The following is a 19,451-nucleotide window of genomic DNA, read 5'->3' on the forward strand; positions in this document are numbered from 1 at the left end:
ATTAAAAATATAATACAATAAAAAACAATGATATCGAATCATTGTTTTTTAGCGAACTTATATCCCCATAAATAAATTTAGGGGCTTTACGCTCGCATTTGGTAAAATTCAGATTTAAAAATTATAAAATTCAATTAAAAAATCTCCACCATAGAATATAGTGGAGATTTTATTTTATCTTTTATCTTTTATTTCTTTATCATAGTCCATGCCATCAAAAATACGCGGTCTATTTTCATTAAAATTATTATTTACAATACTTCTTGTAGGATCAAATTCAGCCGTTTTTATATCTGCTAAATCCATAACAGTATGAATCATATCATCTGTCATATAAGGTCTATCTGCAGCAGCTTTTATTTGTTCCCATTTTTCCGGATATTTTGCCCTGAATTTTTCTGACGCCCACATGATAACTGGTATTTCAATCATATGATGTGTAGGATTTTCCTCAATATGACCTGACATATCTTCGCCTTCATCATACACAGCTTCACCATGATCAGGAACATAAATAACTAAAGTTTCACTGTCACGGAATTTATCAATAATGCTACTTACTATATAATCATTATAATAAAGTGCATTATCATATTGAGCTACGATTTCTTTTTTACCATCTGTAATTGGCAAATTGATATCATCTTTACTAAATTTACTGAAACTATAAGGGAAACGATTATAATATAATCCATGTCCCCCCATCAAATGAATTACATAGAAATTTTTATCTTCACTTCTATTGGCTATAGCATCATCGATGAGTGGGAATAATTCACCATCAACAATACCATAATCTTCTCTCGAGTCACGAATACGAGTAAATGCACTTACATCACTATGAGCGGCATAAATCTGAGCTACATTTCCCCATATACCTGAAGTTTCCTGATTGGATAACCAATATGTCTTATATCCTGCTGTATTCATTACATCAATTAAATTATTGTAATGATACCATTCTTGGTCTGATTCGCGATTACAAAATGTAAATAGCTTACTCAATACAGCAATTGTAGTAGAATGAGGACTAACTACATCACGAAATACACTGATTTCACCTTTTTCATTTAATTCATCAAGATTTGGTGTATTTGGTAAATAATAGCCATAAAGATGCATATGGTTTCTATTTGTAGACTCGCCTAAAATAAATACAATATTTTTTATCTGACTATTATTTTCCGTAAGTTCCACTTTACTATTTACTTGAGAAGATAATTCTTTATATGCTTGCATATTTCTTACAGCAACAGAAGTTGAAGCATATACCCTTTGCACGGGCAAAACTTCATCATCCCAGATAAAATCTGTATATACAGTAAACATTCTTATAGTATAAAACACGCTTAAAACCATCAAAGTACACACTATACCTGATTTTGTCTTTTGTTTTAAAGTAATTTTTTTCAGTGGATTATATTTATATAAGCCTACAATCAAAGCAATCAAAACAATGACAGAAGCCACTCCCGAAAAACCTATATACATAGAGAAAAATTCTGTAGCTTCTCGCATATTAGTTTCTAAAGCAGAATTTATAATACCTGTACCGATTAAAGCCTTATAGCAATACATAGTGAAAAACTCACCAATAAAAATAAGCCCTATTGGTATAACCAATACTGCTTTTACAATCTTTTGCAAAAATCTCTTTGGCAATAAATCAATAAAACAAGTTATTATCAATGAACCTAACCATACAGAAAAAATATATCCAATAGCCACATCTATTTTGTCTTCATCAAAAAGTGACCACGCTGTAGTTAAACTATTAATTATAAATAAAATCATGATAAACATAAAATGTTCATCAAAAATTCTTTGTAAATAACCTGTAAGTTTTCCTATAAAACCTTTATTTAACAACACAAAACGCCCTTTCTTAAGTCTATTTATTTTATATGTAAAATTTTTGTAAATAACTAAAATAAATATATACTATAAAAATTATTTTGGCAATAAAAAAGAATATTTTTATACTAAAAACCTCAAGAATTATTATATAACTCTTGAGGTTTTACTTATTTCTAGATTATGCAATTAAAAATTATTTACCTACGCCAGCTCCGTAGACAACAAATTGATTTTCTCCATCGAAGCCAAGATTTTGATTTAAAACTTCATCATCAAAAGCACCTAATGCACATACTTTTATTTTCATTGTTTGAGCAGCTAAATATAGATTTTGACAAACATGTCCAGCATCTAAATAAATATAGCGATATGCTCTTTCGCCGAACATACAAGCCATTCTTTCATAAACAGCAGTCCATAAAAATACTACATCTGCATTATTAGCTACACCTACTGTAGAAAACTGACTACAGATTTTTTCTTCAATATCTTCTGCATCAGATACTAATAATAATTTGTGTTCCAATGGTAAGAAACGATATAAACCTGGTTTTATACCTTCAACACGGCGAATATATAAAAACGTTTCTAATGCATTTCTACCGCCAGCAGATGGTACATTTCTAATAGTCTTTGTCTGCATTACCATTTTTACGCCCTGAGTACACCATAAAAGATATGATAATTCTTTATTAGATAACTCTTTCGTATCATCATATTGACGAAGTGTAGCACGAACTTCTATCATTTCCAAAAAATTCACCTGACTATCAGGTAAAATATCTGGATCTACAAGGTCAACTAATACAGCATCTTTTGCATATGGCAATTCAAATGGTGGCAATTTATCTATTTTTTTTGCTGTGCCACGTTTCCATGCAGAATCTTTCATATAATCAAGCCTAGCTTGTCCCATCATCAATTCTCCTCATCAAGATTTATTTTTTTTGATTTCTTTCTTGCCAAATCTATGATATTCTCCACCATTTCTTCTGCTCATCAATTCAGCTAATAAATCATCTGGAGTAATATTATGATATGCCAATAAAACAAGACAATGATACCATAAATCGCTCATTTCATAAAGAATTTCTTCTTTATCCATATTTTTAGAAGCAATTATTGTTTCAGTGCATTCTTCGCCCACTTTTTTCAAGATTTTATCTTGACCTTTTTCAAATAAATAATTTGTATATGAACCTTCTACTGGATGAAGTTGACGGTCTTTGATTGTATCATACAAATCATTTAAAACTTTCGTAATAGATGTATTATCCTGCGGTTGAGCCATAGGAACTAAATCTTTACTATCTGGGAATAATCTGCGATCAGTAAAGCAAGTATATGTGCCAGTATGACAAGCCATACCTGTTTGATGAACTTTTACCAATAAAGTATCGCCATCACAATCATAATAAATTTCACTAACAGATTGTTTATTGCCAGAAGTTGCCCCTTTATTCCAAAGTTCTTGGCGAGAACGGCTATAAAACCAAGTATATCCTGTTTCTATAGTTTTTTGTAGTGATTCTTTATTCATATATGCAAGCATCAAAACTTTGCCATTAGCTTCTTGCACTACAGCTGGTACCAAGCCTTTTTCATCAAATTTTACTTTTTCAATATCTATCATTACAATCTAACCTCCACACCACGAGATTTTAAGTATTCTTTTACTTGGCGAATACTAAATTCTCCATAATGGAATACTGAAGCAGCAAGTACTGCATCAGCTTTTCCTTCTGTTAATACTTCGTAAAAATGTTCTAATTTTCCTGCTCCACCTGAAGCAATTACTGGTACATTTACAGCTTCTGAAACTGCACGCGTAAGTGGTATATCATAACCATTTTTTGTACCATCAGCGTCCATACTTGTGAGCAAGATTTCACCCGCTCCCAAAGAAACTGCTTTTTTCACCCATTCTAAACAATCTATTCCCGTTGGTGTTCTACCACCATTTATATAAACTTCCCAAGAGTTTTCGCCATTTCGTTTAGCATCTACAGCAAGCACGATACATTGATTGCCAAATTTTTCTGCTCCTTCTTTGATTATAGAAGGATCTTTTATCGCTGCTGTATTCATCGATACTTTATCTGCACCAGCTTTGAGCATTTTTCGCATGTCTTCTACAGTTCTAATTCCTCCACCAATAGTAAATGGAATGAAAACTTGACTTGCACAATCATTTGCTACTTTTACAATAGTATCACGTTGTTCATTAGAAGCTGTTATATCTAAAAAAACAAGCTCATCTGCCATTTCTTTATCATATACGGAAGCAAGTTCTATAGGATCGCCTGCGTCACGCAAAGAAACGAAATTTGTTCCTTTAACAACTCGTCCTGCTTTTACATCAAGACAAGGGATTATTCTTTTTGTGTACATTATTTATCCCTCCTTAGCTATTTTTATAGCCTCTTGTAAAGATAAATTATCTGTATAAATAGCTTTACCTACGATTACACCTTCAATGCCATCTTGTTCATAGCCTTTTAAAATTTTAATATCTTCAATAGAAGATACTCCGCCAGAAGCTACTACTTTTACTCCGCTATAACTTGCAAGTTCTGCTGTTGCTTTTGCATTTACACCAGATAAAGTGCCATCACGAGAGATATCTGTATAAATAATATGTTTTACACCAGCTTCAGCCATTTTTTTAGCTAATTCTTTCGCTTCCACATTGCCAGATACACCCCAGCCATCAACAGCTACGATACCATCTTTAGCATCAATGCCTACAACAATGCGTTCACTGCCATATTTTTTGCAAGCATCTTTTACCAATTGAGGATCTTTTACAGCTACAGAACCCAAAATAACACGGCTAACACCCATATCTAAAACTTGTTTGATATTTTCCATAGTGCGAATACCGCCACCGAGTTCTACAGGAATATTCACTGTTTTTAATATCATTTCTACAACATCTAAATTCTGTGATTTTCCCTTTAAAGCTCCATCTAAATCAACTAAATGAAGATACTGACCGCCTTCATCTTCCCATTTTTTTGCCATGATTTCTGGACGTTCAGAAAATACAGTTTCCTGATTAAAATCACCTTTTACAAGGCGTACACATTTACCATTTCTAATATCTATCGCTGGAAAAATAATCAATCTTCATTCACCCTTCTACAAAATTTTTAATAATTTTTAAACCAATATCACCTGATTTTTCAGGGTGAAATTGCGTTGCTAATACATTATTTTTTCCTACAGCAGCTACCACTTCTTCACCATAACTAGATTTAGCCAAAATTATGGATTTATCATCTGGACAAGCCTGATAGCTATGTACAAAATAAACATATGGTTCTTCTTTCAATCCTGCAAATAAATTAATATTTACATTTTGATTATTTTCTTCATCAATGACTATAGAATTCCAACCCATATGCGGAATTTTTAGCCCAGGAGCATTTATTTTTTTTACTATGCCTTTGAAAATTCCTAAGCCCTTTACCCCTGGTGATTCTTCACTGCCTTCAAACATGATTTGCTCACCTACGCAAATTCCCATTACAGGCTTTCCTTTGTCGATTGCTTCCAAGACAGAATCTTTTAATCCTGATTGCTCAAAATTTTTCATACAATCACCAAAAGCCCCCACACCAGGAAGCACAATCTTATCAGCTTTTTCTATTACTTTGGCATCACTTGTAAGCACTACATCTGGAGAAAATTTTAAAAATGCTTTCTCTACGCTAAATAAATTGCCTACACCATAATCTACAATTGCAATCATTAGAATAACTCCTTTAACTAAAAATTTTTATCTTATTCTAATACTCCTTTTGTTGAAGGAATTTTATCTAATGCTCTTTGATCGAATTCTACAGCGTGTCTTAAAGCATGACCTAAAGCTTTAAATACACCTTCTACTTTATGATGAGAATTTTTTCCATACAATACTTTTATATGTAATGTAATTCCAGCATTAAAAGCAAAAGCTCGCATAAATTCTTCAACAAGCTCTGTATCAAAACCGCCAATCATCGGAGCTAATTCACCCATATCACACACTAAATAAGGTCTACCACTTATATCTAAAGACACTAGAGTTAATGCTTCATCCATAGGAACATAAAATGTTCCATAGCGATTTATACCACGTTTATCGCCGATTGCTTCTTTAAAAGCTTGCCCTAAAGCAATACCACAATCTTCTACACTATGATGACCATCCACTTCTATATCACCATCACAGATGATATCCATATCTATCAAGCTATGTGCTGATAATAAAGTCAACATATGGTCAAAAAAGCCGATTTTAGTCTTAATATTTGATTTTCCTGTACCATCAAGATTTATCTTTATATCAATAGATGTTTCTGCTGTAGTGCGTTTTATAGCACCACAGCGTTTTTTATTTAAATCCATACCATTCAATCCTTTTAATTTTGACTTTCTACAAAATCTTTTATAGCTTTATAAATAGCATCATTTTCTGGTCTAGTTCCCATAGAAATACGCAAACAATTTTCAAGTCTAGGAGCATTGCCAAAAGAACGCACACCAATACCGATATTTTCAAGATATTCATTTAAAGCTACAGCTTTATCATATTTTATCAAGATGAAATTAGTTGCAGATGGATAAACTGTTATTCCATCAATTTTGCTCAACTGTTCGCTCATGCGTTTTCTTTCTGCCACTGTCATTTGAATGCGTGGAATATATTCATCTCTCATTTGATACACTATATCAGCAGTGATAGCAGATAATACATTTACATGATATGGCATACAAGCTTTGCCTACCATTTCAATAATTTTTTTATCAGCAATCAAATAACCAACTCTAGCACTAGCTAAACCATAAGCTTTAGAGAAAGTTCTTGCAATCATCAAATGTGGATAATCTTTTAAAAATCTCATTGCAGACTCGCCATCAAATTCTACATATGCTTCATCAATGACTAAAGCACAATCAATATTTTTGGCTACATATTCAATATCTGCCATAGGAATTTTTGTACCAGTAGGATTATTTGGGGAACAAATAACAGCAAGAGAAGCTTTATTTTCTTTTACAGCATTGACAAAATCACTTGCATTGAACGTATAATCATCATTTAAATCCACAGGTACACCAATGGAAGCGCTAAATTTGGCATAGATTTTATACATGGAAAAAGATGGTTGTGGATATACTATTTTTCTGCCTCTACCACCAAAAGCGAAGAATAATTTTTCCAAAATTTCACTTGAACCATTAGCGATTAAAATATTTTCTTTTGCCAATCTGAAATTATCGGCTATCTGTTCAGCTAAAGTTTCCACCTGTTCATTAGGATAACGATTGAATGCTACTGTTGATAATCTTCCCATCAATCTCTCTTCAATCATTGGTGGTAAATTCATATTAGACTCATTTGCATTTACTTTTATATTCCAATCACGCTCTACTACATCGTAGCTAGGCATATCTTTTAAACCAGTTCTATATTTTAATTTAATCAATTTTTTCACCTCTTAATTTTATTGCATTTGCATGAGCTTGTAATCCTTCTGCTTCAGCTAAACGTATGATATCAGGACTTACTTCTTGCAAAGCTTTTTGTGTATAAGAAATTATACTTGTGCGTTTCATAAATGTTTCTGTATTCAATACAGAATAATAGCGTGCTGTGCCACCTGTAGGAAGTACATGGTTTGGCCCTGCAAAATAATCTCCAAGTGGTTCAGGAGAGTACGCACCTAAAAATACTGCACCTGCATGACGCACATATGGAAGCAAACTAAATGGATTTTCAGTCAAAATTTCCATATGTTCTGGTGCAGAATAGTTTGCCAGTTCCATTGCCTGCATGAGATTTTCAGTCAAAATGATGCGACCATTTCTTTCTAAAGATGCTTTTGCAATTTCTTTTCTAGGCAATTTAGCTAATTGTTTTTCTACTTCTGCCAAAACTTTATCTGCTAAAGCTTCATCATCAGTGAGTACAATACTAGAAGCGAGCATATCATGTTCTGCCTGACTTAACATATCTGCTGCTGTATATACTGGATCTGCTGTTTTATCTGCTACGATCAAGATTTCACTAGGGCCTGCTAACATATCAATATCACAATGTCCATATACTGCTTTTTTGGCAAGAGTTACGAAAATGTTACCAGGACCTGTGATTTTATCCACTTTGGGAATAGTTGCTGTACCAAAAGCCATAGCAGCTATAGCTTGAGCTCCACCTATCTTATAAATAGCATCAACACCTGCTTCTTTTGCAGCTATCAATACATACGGATTTAATTTTCCATCACGAGATGGTGGTGCCATCATGATGATTTCTTTAACACCTGCCACTTTTGCTGGCATCACATTCATCACTACAGATGATGGATAAGCTGCTGTTCCACCTGGTACATAAACACCTACTCTATCTAATGGTATTACAGATTGACCTAATATAGAGCCATGATTTCTATATGTAATCCATGAATTTGGTTTTTGTTCTTGGTGATATCTACGCACATTTTCAATAGCTTTACGCAAAGAATTTACGATATTTTCATCAGCCACTTCATATGCTTGAGCATATTCTTCTTGTGTTACTAAAAATTGTTCAGGTGTGAAATCTGCTCCATCTAATAATTTTGTGTATTTAATTATAGCTTCATCGCCATTGTAGCGAACTTCATTTACAATGCGTTCTACAATCTGATTTGCAGACAAATCTTCACCATATAATTCTTTATTTTTTTCACGAATACGTGGATTTAATTCAACTTCATCAAAAGCGGCTTTATCCAATGTTTTTTGTACTGCCTTCAATCCCAATTCTTTTACTTTTAAAACTTCCATTTATTCATTAGCCCCTTTCAATTCCATTTCCAAATCTTTTACTAATTTACTGATGCGGTCAAATTTCAATTTAAAACTTGCACGATTAGCAATCAATCTAGCACTGGCTTCAGCGATAAATGCTATTTCTTCTAAATTATTTTCACGAAGTGTAGTTCCAGTTTCTACTATATCGACGATGCTTTCAGACAAACCTACGATTGGCCCTAGTTCGATAGAACCATTCATTTTTATATATTCCATCTGCATGCCTTTACTTGTGAAAAATTGTTTTGCCACATTAGGGAACTTAGTTGCTACACGTGTATGTGTATAATCTGTCAATTTTGCTCTTTTTTTATCTTTTGGTACAGCCATCATCAAATGACATCTACCAAAACCTAAATCCAATAATTCATAAACATCTTTTTGAGCTTCCATCAACACATCTTTACCAATAACACCTATATCCGCTGCCCCATGTTCTACATATGTAGGTACATCAGCTGTTTTAGCTATGATAAATTTTAATTTTAATTCTTCATTGGTTATGACTAATTTTCTTGATTTTTCTTCTAAATTTTCTGCAACAAAACCAACTTTAGCAAATAAATCTTTAGCTAAATAAAATAATTTGCCCTTTGGTAATGCTATCGTTAAATATTGCATATCGTCTTTAATCATAAAATCTAACCTCTTTTTATCAATTTAAACTGTCCGCTAAACAAAGTATCTGTAGTTCACTACAAGCTTTATTATCGATTTTATCATGATGATATCTTATTATTTCAGCTATATCATTAAGCCCTAATTCATTTAATTTTTCAGCTCCAAGTTGAGCATGATTGTAATAAATATACAAAGCATATCTTCTTTTTTGCCAAAAACTTTTTGCTTTATTTGCTTTCAGCCCTTTAGCCACACTAGCCCAGCGTTTACTCTTTTGTGGTAAAAATTTTCCTAAAAGCACATTTATTACTTTATCCATCAAACAAATATCTTCAGCTGTTCTTCCTACATCATGCAGTAAACAAGCTCTTATCAATAAATCATCATCAATATTTTTATACTGCTCTTGTTTTTTTATTCTCTGTGCTGTATATGCTACATTTAATACATGGCGTTGGTCATATACTCGCATAGCAAAAAATAATTTTTGTTCTTCATCATTTAAATATTTATCAATAAATACTCTGTCTTCTACTGTCAACTTAGCTTTAATAGCTCGCCAAAATTGTCTTACACGCTTAATCATTATTCTAAATAAATTAATTCCTTAAATGATTTATTATTGACATAAAGCTGAGCCTGTTGTTTTGTTTGATTTGTCATTGCCAATTCCACTACTTTGCCCTCAGCTCGCAATTCATTTACCATAGCTATAGCTTCAGTTAATTTATTATCAGCATAAGCAACATATACATCTTTTTGATTTTCTTTGATATTTTCTTCTAAATCATTTTGCTTAGCTAAAGCTAACATCAATCTTTCTATACCCATTGCAAATCCTGTAGCAGGGCAATCTGTGCCAAAATCAGATAACATTTTATCATATCTACCACCACCGCAAATTGGATAACCTATCATCGGTGCATAGATTTCAAAAATCATACCTGTATAATAATCAAAATCGCGGATAACACCTAAATCAAATTTTACAAAATCTGCTAAATTATATGCTTTCAATAAAGTATAAATATCATGTAGATTATCTAAAGCTTTTCTACTTTGTTCATTCAATGCCAAATTATTTGCTACTTCTAATACTTCTTCTTTTCCCTGTAACATTGGTATTGATTTTAATGCTTCTTTAGCTTGTTTAGGCAATTTTGTATCCTCTACAGCTCTAGCCAAGTCCACTAAATTTCTTTGCTCTAAAGCTTGTCTAATCTGATATTGTTTTTCTTTAGATAAGCCCATTTGTTGCATGATGCCATTGATAAAATCAACTTGACCTATACATACTTCAAAATTTTTCAAGCCCACTTTTTGCAGACTATCTATTGCTAAAGCTATTATTTCAGCATCTCCTAAAGCTTCAGCTACTCCCATTAATTCTACGCCAGCTTGATAAAATTCACATTGACGACCTTCTTGAGTCTGCTCATAACGATATACATTACTGATGTACGAAAGTTTATATGGAAGAATATCATCACTCATTCTACTAGCTGCTACTCTTGCTATCGGTGTTGTCATCTCATGACGAAGAGCTACAGTTTTATTATTTTTATCAAAGAATTTAAATAGATGTGTTTCAATCCCACTGCGATTATTAATTGTTAAAGTATCTACATATTCAATTGTTGGTGTAACAATTTCATCATAACCCCAAAGACTAAAATTTTTTGCCAATTTAGATTCAATTTCACGTTTTACTTTTGCATCTTTTGGCAAAAAATCTCTTGTTCCATATGGGATTTCTAATAATAGACCTTTATTCATAAAAAATATTCCTCCATTCATAACCTTTGTTATTTTAAACGGTTTAATACCGTATCATAACCATCTGCTCCATAATTTAAGCAACGCTTCACTCTGCTAATTGTTGCTGTACTTGCTCCTGTTCGTTCTACTACTTCTTCATAAGTATGTCCCGCACGAAGCATTCTAGCTACTTCTAATCTCTGAGCCAAAGCTTTTAATTCACTAACAGTACAGATATCTTCAAAAAATTGATAACATTCTTCAACGTTATTAAGAGTTAACATCGCTCTACACAGCTGATCAGTTAAACTATCTTTTAACTTAGGATTTACCATTTTTTTACTTCCTTTACTTTTTTACTTTATCACTTTACTTTGCGAAAATTTTATATATATGATAAGTCAATTATTAAAAACTGTCAAGTCTTTATCTGCTAAATAATTGTATATATGTAAACATTTATCATCAATAAAAACCATTTATTTTTATGTTAACCATTATTTAAAATAAGTTGACATTATTTTTAATCTATGCTAATTTTATACTTGTTTATTATTCTTTTATATAAAAAATAATAAACATTTAATAGCTATTAAAAATTTTTACATTATAAAATTATAAAATTTAAATTTTATCTATGATGATTTTCAAGTTTATTTTATTTTGAGAGCAAAAGTAATCTAAACGTAAATTTTTTTAATTGGTGATTTTTATGATATTAACAAAGAAAAAAGAAATCTTATCCACGAAAAGTATGATTTTATCGGCTTTATTCGTAGCTTTAATCACAATTGGTGCTTTTATTAAAGTTCCTGTTCCAGTTTGTCCTTTTACTTTGCAATTATTATTTACTACTTTAGCTGGACTTCTTTTAGGAGCTAATCTTGGTTTTGTCAGTGTCTGTGTTTATATAATCATTGGCTTAATCGGTATTCCTATTTTCACTGAAGGCGGTGGCCCTGGATATATTTTTCAGCCAACTTTTGGTTATCTAATTGGTTTTGCCTTTGGTGCTTATGTCGCTGGCTATCTCACACAAAATCGCACTAAATTATCTTTCATTTATCTACTATGCGTTAACTTCCTCAATCTTTTAATCGTCTATGCCTTTGGTATGGTCTATGTATATATCATCAACAATTTTTATTTAAACACTCCTATTGGTATTTGGCCTGTAGTTTTATATTGTTTCTTATTAGCTGTTCCTGGCGATATTGTTCTTTGCATTCTCGCTGCCATATTAGGTAAAAAATTAATACCTAATTTAAAACATTATAAATAAATTATTTAGAAAAGAGATGTCTTATGAGTAAAGGTCTTTTTATTACTGCAACTGGTACTGATATCGGCAAAACTTATGTTACTGCCTTATTAGTAAAAAAACTTCGCGAAGCTAGTTTCAATGCTGGCTATTATAAAGCAGCTTTAAGTGGTGCTGATAATATCGCTGAAAGTGATGCTGGCTTTGTCAATCGCATTGCCAATATCCATCAAGATGAGCAAACTTTATTATCTTATCTATATAAAAATGCTGTATCTCCTCATCTAGCTGCTAAAATCGAAGGCAATCCTGTAGAAAAAGATACTGTAATTTCTGATTATGCTACTGTACAAAAAAATTATGATTATGTAACAGTTGAAGGCAGTGGTGGTATAATCTGCCCTATTCGCTATGATGATAAAGCTAAATATTTTCTCACAGATATCATAAAATGGCTACATCTTCCAACATTGATTATCGCTGATGCTGGTCTTGGCACTATAAATTCTGTAGTGTTAACAGTGGAATATTTAAAACATCAAAATATTAAAGTACAGGGAATTATTTTAAATAATTACACTGGTGGCATTATGCAAGAAGATAATATCAAAATGATTGAAGATTTAACTGATATCCCTGTCATAGCTTTAGTAAAACCAAATGATAAAGATATCGATATTGATGCTAAATTTTTAGCAAGTTTATATTTATAATTAAAAACTAACTACAATTAAATATTAAATTCAAAAGAAATGGATTGATTTTATGTGTAATATTAATTGGATAGATGAAGATTTAAAATATATCTGGCATCCTTGCTCACAGATGAAAGATTATGAAGAATTAAAACCTATCGTTATCGACCATGGAAAAGGTTCTTATCTTTATGATATCAATGGCAAAGAATATATCGATATCATCAGCTCATGGTGGTGCAATCTCTTAGGACATGCCAATCCTAAAATTAATGAAGCAATCAAAAATCAATTAGATAATCTAGAACATGTTATTTTTGCCAATCTCTCACATAAGCCAGCTATCAAACTTTGTCAGGAATTGATTAAAGTCGTGCCTAAAGGTTTATGCAAATTCAATTTCAGTGATAATGGCTCTGCTTCTGTAGAATGTGCTTTAAAGATGGCTTTCCAATACCATTATCAAACAGGCAATCCGCAAAAACAGCGTTTTATGTGTTTATCCGAAGGTTATCACGGCGAAACAATAGGTGCTTTATCTGTAGGTAGCATGGATTTATATGCGAAAATCTACAAACCAATGCTCATGAATGCTGTACATACATCAGCACCAGATTGTTATCGTTGCCCTTATCATCAAAATCGTGAAACTTGCAAATGTGAATGCTTCGTGCATGCCGAAGAAGATTTCGCTAAATATGGCAATGAATTAGCGGCTGTCATCGTTGAACCACTCATTCAAGGCAGTGCAGGTATGCGAATTTATCCGCCACTTTATCTAGAAAAACTCCGCAAACTCTGTGATGAATATAATGTATTATTAATCGCTGATGAAATCGCCACTGGCTTTGGTCGCACAGGCAAGATGTTCGCGTTTGATTATACAAATGTTTCCCCTGATATCATGACTATCTCCAAAGGCTTGACAGGTGGCTATATGCCAATGGCGATAACTGTAACTACACAAAAAATCTATGATGCTTTTTATGCAGATTATAATGAAGGCAAAGCGTTTATGCACAGCCATACTTATAGTGGCAATCCATTAGGCTGTAGTGCTGCTTTAGCTGTACAAAAAATCTTGCGTGAAGAAAATATTTTAGCCAAAGCTCAAGATACGGCAAAATATCTCCATGAAAAATTACAAGCAACTTTTGCTAATCATAAAAATGTCGGTGAAATCCGCCATTTAGGCTTGATAAATGCCATTGAACTTGTAAAAGATAAAGATACAAAAGAAGCTTTTGACAGCAAAAAACGACTTGGCTATCAAATATATAAAAATGCCCTCCAAAAAGGTTTATTGCTTCGCCCTCTAGGTGATGTATTGTATTTCAATCCGCCATTAAATATCGATAAAGAAACATTAGATAAAGCTATCTCTATTTGCAGTGCATCTATAAATGAAATTTTAAATTCCTAAAATTAAAGACTATATTTAGACTAAAAAAATCTCTTAGTTTAAATATAGTCTTTTTTTATATATCTTTCCCTATAATTTCTTGATAATGTAGTTATAAAAATTATATACTATAAAAAACTACATTTTTAGGGTATTCATATGATTTTACGTAAACAACGAAAAAAATTAAAATTGCGTTTGCAAGCATTTAAACAAAGACCTTTTTTATACTTACGTCATTTTTTACTCATCATTATTTTTCGTTTCTTAGGTGTCATTATCTGCTTATTTTTCACTGTTTTGCCATTACCACTCAGTAATTTTATTCAGCATTTGATGAATCTAAATCTATCGCTCAATTCATTGAAAGATATCATCTCTTCTATAAAACAAATTGCCACTAATTTTCATAATTTAATACCTTCAACTAATGATATTCTACGCATAATGAAATCTTTCTTGCTGAATTTTTCTCCTACCAATCTCTATAATATCTTACGCAGTCTACCTCATGATTTACGTCAATTTTTTTTGCAATTATTTGACTATTTACGTCAACGCTTAAAAGACATCCGTTTATTTATTAGGTCTTTATTTCCTTTGCGACAAGCTTTTTCACGACTTCATAAATTCATCATCACTCATGCCAATTTGGCTAAACGTCTCTTACGCAATCTTTTAATGATGTTTTTCAACGTATTATTGATTAAATTACTATTTTGGATAATTATTCCTCTACTCGGTATCAGCACCATTTATTTTATTGGTGTAGATATCACTTTAATCATCATCGCCACTTTGAGTTTATTGACTTCACAATTAGGTACTTTGATCGGTAAATTAATTACTAATACGCTCATTCATCTATATGATTTAATTCAAAGACGAACTTCAAAGATGAATATATTCTTATTTCTCATAGCTTTAATCTATCATAAAATATCATTATTAATCAAAAAAATCCGCTTAAGATTAATCTATCTTTGCAGTTATTTTCTACGAAAAATATGTTCATATCTCATTATTTTTTACCTTTATTATAAAATCCAACGACAAAAATTCTAATTAAGGAGCATCTTCTATGTATTACAAAAAATCTCTTTCTTTATTACTAACTCTCAGTGCATTTGGCTGTTTTATGCCTACTACATTTGCCAATGAAACACCCAATGCTCACAGTCTAGTAGAAAACAATAATCTCATCGCTACACCTAGCTATACTACAATCATCACCAAAGAACAAATCCATGATAATCACTATAAAAATCTAGCAGAAGCTCTTTCCTATGCTAATGGGGTAATTGTAAATTCAGGCTCACTGAATACTTCTCATATGGTAGTACGCATTGATGGAGATGATAGAGTTGCTATCTTCGTCGATGGTCGTCGCATGAATATGAATAAAGGTATCATGAGCGGTCGTGCTTCCTATGATTTAGATTTATTGCCTTCAATAATGAATGTAGAACGCATAGAGATCATTCATGGTGCTGTAGGTTCTACATATTTAAATTATGATACTCCTGGTGGGGCTATCAATATCGTCACTAAAAAAGGCGATAAACGCGAAACAACTGTTGATTTAGCTGCCGGTGAACATGGTTCTTGGAAAGCCAAAGCTATAACAAGTGGCAGTTTAGATGGTTGGTCATGGGTGGCTACTGGTGGCTTTGATAATGTCGATTATATGAAATATAAAGGCACTGATGATCACAATCATGAAATGCCAAATTCTGACAACAATCGCCGTGAAATGGCTTATCGCATTGATAAGAAATTGACCGATAACACTTCTTTGACTTTTGACTATGGTCATCTAAGCAATGATACAGGTACATGGATATCCAAAAATTATCCACAGGATTATAATTATGAAAAATTAATCAACCATTTCGCACTCACTTATAATTATAAAGAAAATACCGATACTCCCGCATTTTTAGCCATTTACCACTATTATACTCAAGGAGATAGCTATATTCCTACTGGCTTCATCAATCAAGAAGATGAAAAAACTTATAGTCGCTGGGAAAACACTACGCAAGGCATTGATTGGCATGATGCTTGGAAAATCAGCAAAGACCATACTATTTCTGCGGGACTTACTTATCGCAAAGATGAAGTCGATAATATCAACAATGATTATAGCAATATTTTCAGTAGTAATTATAATGAATCCATGGATAATTTCTCTGTTTATCTACAGAGTACTCGCCGTTTTGATAAATTAACACTTACAGGGACTTCTTCTTATAATGATAATAGCGAATTCGGTGGAAAATATGTTTCTAATGGTGCTTTAGATTATAAAGCTGATGATAATACTACTTTTTATGCTTCTTTAAGTCAGATTTATGCTACACCATTTTTAGATGATTTATATTTTCACAATGATTATATCCAAGGAAATCCTAATTTGCGACCAGAAACAGGTCATAAAGGCAGTCTAGGTGTACGTTATAAATTAGATTCAACAAGTGATATTAATTTCAATGCTTTTGTTGAAAACATCGATGATCCCTTGGGCTGGAAATATGAAAATGATAAATTCCGTGCTGTAAATTTTGAAAATCAGAAAAAACGTGGTTTCCAATTAGAATATAATAAAATCTTCAGTCCAAAATACGATATGTCTCTTGCTTATGCCCGTACAATCACTCATACTGATTTTGCCGACGGCAATGGTAATCAAACTGATGTCAGTGCAGTAGCTCCAAATAGCTATAAACTTCGTTTTAGCTACCATGACGACACATGGCACAATAATATCTTATTAAATGCTGTATCTGGTAGAGATACGAATTATTATAGCGACAGTAATTATTATATACTCGACGCTAATCTCAATTATAAAATCAATGACCAATGGTCTACGTATTTAAAATTAGCCAATATCACCAATGTATCATATGAAACTATCGGTTCTTTCTTGGACGGAGATTGCCCTGCTCCTGGTAGAACTGTACTCATGGGTATGGAATACACTTTCTAATTAAAATCTAAAATACAAATAACAAATAAAAAATAAAAAGGTAGATTAATTTATATATTTAATCTACCTTTTATTTATTTTGCTTGTTTATTTTGCGATATTTAATTTTCAAATCATCTAATATTATTAAGTGTTTTTGGCAATGATAGCACCGATTACACCGCCGATTAATACTGCAGCTGTGATATCGCCTTTATCATAATCTTTGTCACTATCATCATCACGATCATCTCTGTCATCACGGTCATGACGTGGAGGTCTATCTTTGTCCCAATCATCGTCATCATGACGAGGAGGTGGTGGATTCCACTTATCTTCATCATCTTTATCTGGACGAGATGGTCGTTTATCATTTTTATCTTTATCATCACGAGGAGGTGGTGGATTTTTCCAATCCTTATCCTCATCAGAGCGTCCACGATTCCAGTGATCATCTTTAGCAAATCCTGCTGTATCAAATTGCTGTTCATAAGCAACATTTGTATTCAAAGATGCAGCAGATACTTGGCTCATACTGAAAACATAACTCACTGGACTGCATAAGAAACAAGATAATGATACAGCCGTTATGATTTTCTTTGCTCTCTTGGAAAATAATTCTTTCATTTTGCTACCCTCCCTATCTAAAAATTATATACATATTAAACATCAAGTATTTTTAGCAATTACTGCACCAATTACGCCACCGATTAACACAGCAGTTGTGATATCTCCTTTATCGTAATCATTATCATCATCATGTTTATCGTGTCTATCGTGTTTTGGTGGTGGTGGAGGTGGATCATGTCTTTCTTCATGACGAGGAGCTGCACTTACAGTTGATAACTCTACAGCATAACTTACAGGGCTACATAAAAAACATGCTAGAGCTATTACTCCAATAAATTTTTGCAAACGTCCTTTAATTAATTTTAACATATTTACACAACCTTTTATACATCTTTTTTTATTTATGTACATCTTATATATTAAATATATCATGAGAAAATTAAATTATACTTAAAATATTATTTAAAATTAATTAAAAAATCCTAGCTTATCCTTGCCAATAAAAAAGCCATTATCTATAATGAAAAAATGTATTAAATATTTTTAAAGGAGTATCTTTTATTTATGATAAATTTAAACAATCTCTTAACTGAAAAACGCAATCCTTATACATTAAATATTGATAATGTATCTACTTTGGAAATGTGTATGCTTCTAAATGAAGAAGATAAACGCGTAGCTATTGCCGTTAGAAATGTTTTACCTCAAATTGCCATGGCTGTCGATGAAATCACCTCTCGCCTCAAAGACGGCGGACGCTTATTTTATATCGGCGCTGGTACATCAGGTAGACTTGGCATCTTAGACGCTGTAGAATGTCCACCAACTTATAGCACTGATCCGGAAATGGTACAGGGAATTATCGCAGGCGGTTATAATGCAATCTTCAAAGCCCAAGAAGGTGCAGAAGATTCTTTGACTCTTGCTCAAGAAGATTTACAAGCAAAAAATTTATCCGCCAAAGACTGTGTTGTCGGTATCGCAGCCAGCGGTAGAACTCCTTATGTAATCGGTGGACTAGATTTTGCCAATAGCATAAATGCCTTGACTATCGCCATCAGTTGCACTAGTAATAGTGAAATCAGCTCTCATGCCAAAATCGCTATCGAAGCTTTGACTGGCCCAGAAGCAATCACAGGTAGCACACGCATGAAAGCAGGTACTGCCCAGAAAATGATTTTAAATATGCTCTCTACTTGCACCATGATAAAATTGGGCAAAGTATATAGTAATCTAATGGTTGATGTAAAATCATCTAATAAAAAACTCGAAGAAAGAGCAAGACGCATATTGATGGAAGCTACTAATTGCGACCGACAAACTGCTATTGATACCTTAGCCATCACCCAAGGCAAAGTAAAACCTGCAATTTTAATGCTACTTGCCAATATCTCCTATGAAGAAGCACTCTCTAGCTTAAATAATAATGAAGGTTTTATCTCCAAATCATTAAACAGTATGAAAAAATAATTG

Annotated in this window: 21 protein-coding genes; 6 read left to right on the forward strand and 15 right to left on the reverse strand. The window is 32.5% G+C overall.

Translation table 11 applies throughout. From position 1 onward, the window contains the following. Positions 1–174: 174 nt before the first annotated feature. From Q5I67_RS00005 to Q5I67_RS00065, 13 genes are all read right to left on the reverse strand, one after another. Positions 175–1,872, reverse strand: a complete 1,698-nt coding sequence (locus Q5I67_RS00005) for a phosphoethanolamine transferase (RefSeq protein ID WP_302485956.1) — start codon at positions 1,870–1,872, stop codon at positions 175–177. A gap of 178 nt (positions 1,873–2,050) precedes the next feature. Beyond that, entirely contained in the window at positions 2,051–2,773 is a 723-nt protein-coding gene (locus tag Q5I67_RS00010) for a SagB/ThcOx family dehydrogenase (RefSeq protein ID WP_302485957.1), read from the reverse strand. Positions 2,774–2,788: 15 nt separating this feature from the next. Next, complete coding sequence (gene hisIE, locus Q5I67_RS00015; RefSeq protein WP_302485958.1) at positions 2,789–3,490, reverse strand: bifunctional phosphoribosyl-AMP cyclohydrolase/phosphoribosyl-ATP diphosphatase HisIE; 702 nt, start codon at positions 3,488–3,490, stop codon at positions 2,789–2,791. Continuing rightward, entirely contained in the window at positions 3,490–4,248 is a 759-nt protein-coding gene (gene hisF / locus Q5I67_RS00020) for an imidazole glycerol phosphate synthase subunit HisF (protein WP_008538428.1), read from the reverse strand. Before hisF ends, hisIE begins: the two co-directional genes overlap by 1 nt. 3 nt (positions 4,249–4,251) lie before the next feature. After that, the gene (hisA, locus tag Q5I67_RS00025) at positions 4,252–4,983 is read right to left on the reverse strand and encodes a 1-(5-phosphoribosyl)-5-[(5-phosphoribosylamino)methylideneamino]imidazole-4-carboxamide isomerase (RefSeq protein WP_008538429.1); all 732 of its coding nucleotides are present in this window, start codon (positions 4,981–4,983) and stop codon (positions 4,252–4,254) included. A gap of 7 nt (positions 4,984–4,990) precedes the next feature. Further along, positions 4,991–5,611, reverse strand: coding sequence for an imidazole glycerol phosphate synthase subunit HisH (hisH, locus tag Q5I67_RS00030; protein WP_296897066.1), 621 nt, complete (start codon positions 5,609–5,611; stop codon positions 4,991–4,993). A 32-nt stretch (positions 5,612–5,643) separates the two neighbouring features. Continuing rightward, on the reverse strand, positions 5,644–6,249 hold the full coding sequence (gene hisB / locus Q5I67_RS00035) for an imidazoleglycerol-phosphate dehydratase HisB (RefSeq protein WP_302485959.1): 606 nt from the start codon (positions 6,247–6,249) through the stop codon (positions 5,644–5,646). A gap of 14 nt (positions 6,250–6,263) precedes the next feature. Then, on the reverse strand, positions 6,264–7,331 hold the full coding sequence (gene hisC, locus Q5I67_RS00040; RefSeq protein WP_302485960.1) for a histidinol-phosphate transaminase: 1,068 nt from the start codon (positions 7,329–7,331) through the stop codon (positions 6,264–6,266). Next, positions 7,324–8,673 carry a histidinol dehydrogenase gene (gene hisD / locus Q5I67_RS00045; RefSeq protein WP_302485961.1) on the reverse strand — a complete coding sequence of 450 codons (1,350 nt, stop codon included), beginning with the start codon at positions 8,671–8,673 and terminating at the stop codon, positions 7,324–7,326. The genes hisC and hisD overlap by 8 nt, the downstream gene beginning before the upstream one ends. Next, a complete protein-coding gene (gene hisG, locus Q5I67_RS00050) occupies positions 8,674–9,336 on the reverse strand; it encodes an ATP phosphoribosyltransferase (protein WP_296896771.1) in 663 nt (220 codons plus the stop codon). Between the two features lie 19 nt (positions 9,337–9,355). After that, complete coding sequence (locus Q5I67_RS00055; RefSeq protein ID WP_302485962.1) at positions 9,356–9,907, reverse strand: HD domain-containing protein; 552 nt, start codon at positions 9,905–9,907, stop codon at positions 9,356–9,358. Further along, entirely contained in the window at positions 9,907–11,097 is a 1,191-nt protein-coding gene (hisZ, locus tag Q5I67_RS00060; protein WP_302485963.1) for an ATP phosphoribosyltransferase regulatory subunit, read from the reverse strand. The genes Q5I67_RS00055 and hisZ overlap by 1 nt, the downstream gene beginning before the upstream one ends. 29 nt (positions 11,098–11,126) lie before the next feature. Continuing rightward, on the reverse strand, positions 11,127–11,414 hold the full coding sequence (locus Q5I67_RS00065) for a YerC/YecD family TrpR-related protein (RefSeq protein ID WP_302485964.1): 288 nt from the start codon (positions 11,412–11,414) through the stop codon (positions 11,127–11,129). Positions 11,415–11,791: 377 nt separating this feature from the next. On the opposite strand from Q5I67_RS00065, the gene Q5I67_RS00070 reads away from it, so the two are divergent. The 5 genes from Q5I67_RS00070 (at position 11,792) to Q5I67_RS00090 (ending at position 17,429) form a co-directional block, all read left to right on the forward strand. Beyond that, the gene (locus tag Q5I67_RS00070; protein ID WP_302485965.1) at positions 11,792–12,361 is read left to right on the forward strand and encodes a biotin transporter BioY; all 570 of its coding nucleotides are present in this window, start codon (positions 11,792–11,794) and stop codon (positions 12,359–12,361) included. Between the two features lie 23 nt (positions 12,362–12,384). Next, positions 12,385–13,053 carry a dethiobiotin synthase gene (gene bioD / locus Q5I67_RS00075; RefSeq protein WP_204922228.1) on the forward strand — a complete coding sequence of 223 codons (669 nt, stop codon included), beginning with the start codon at positions 12,385–12,387 and terminating at the stop codon, positions 13,051–13,053. Positions 13,054–13,105: 52 nt separating this feature from the next. Continuing rightward, positions 13,106–14,458 carry an adenosylmethionine--8-amino-7-oxononanoate transaminase gene (gene bioA, locus Q5I67_RS00080; protein WP_296896788.1) on the forward strand — a complete coding sequence of 451 codons (1,353 nt, stop codon included), beginning with the start codon at positions 13,106–13,108 and terminating at the stop codon, positions 14,456–14,458. A 138-nt stretch (positions 14,459–14,596) separates the two neighbouring features. Beyond that, positions 14,597–15,502 (forward strand): hypothetical protein, encoded by a 906-nt coding sequence (locus Q5I67_RS00085; protein ID WP_302485966.1) that lies wholly within the window; start codon positions 14,597–14,599, stop codon positions 15,500–15,502. A gap of 16 nt (positions 15,503–15,518) precedes the next feature. Then, the gene (locus tag Q5I67_RS00090; RefSeq protein WP_302485967.1) at positions 15,519–17,429 is read left to right on the forward strand and encodes a TonB-dependent siderophore receptor; all 1,911 of its coding nucleotides are present in this window, start codon (positions 15,519–15,521) and stop codon (positions 17,427–17,429) included. A gap of 126 nt (positions 17,430–17,555) precedes the next feature. Here the strand turns inward: Q5I67_RS00090 and Q5I67_RS00095 are convergent, their stop codons facing one another. Both Q5I67_RS00095 and Q5I67_RS00100 read right to left on the reverse strand, forming a co-directional pair. Further along, the gene (locus Q5I67_RS00095) at positions 17,556–18,035 is read right to left on the reverse strand and encodes a hypothetical protein (RefSeq protein WP_302485968.1); all 480 of its coding nucleotides are present in this window, start codon (positions 18,033–18,035) and stop codon (positions 17,556–17,558) included. A 42-nt stretch (positions 18,036–18,077) separates the two neighbouring features. Next, positions 18,078–18,347 (reverse strand): hypothetical protein, encoded by a 270-nt coding sequence (locus tag Q5I67_RS00100; RefSeq protein ID WP_302485969.1) that lies wholly within the window; start codon positions 18,345–18,347, stop codon positions 18,078–18,080. 195 nt (positions 18,348–18,542) lie between these two features. Here Q5I67_RS00100 and murQ point away from each other — a divergent pair, with 195 nt between their 5' ends. Next, positions 18,543–19,448, forward strand: a complete 906-nt coding sequence (murQ, locus tag Q5I67_RS00105; protein WP_302485970.1) for an N-acetylmuramic acid 6-phosphate etherase — start codon at positions 18,543–18,545, stop codon at positions 19,446–19,448. Positions 19,449–19,451 lie beyond the last annotated feature (3 nt).

It is taken from the genome of uncultured Megamonas sp. (assembly GCF_958438645.1).
In the GTDB taxonomy this organism is placed as follows: Bacteria; Bacillota; Negativicutes; order Selenomonadales; family Selenomonadaceae; genus Megamonas.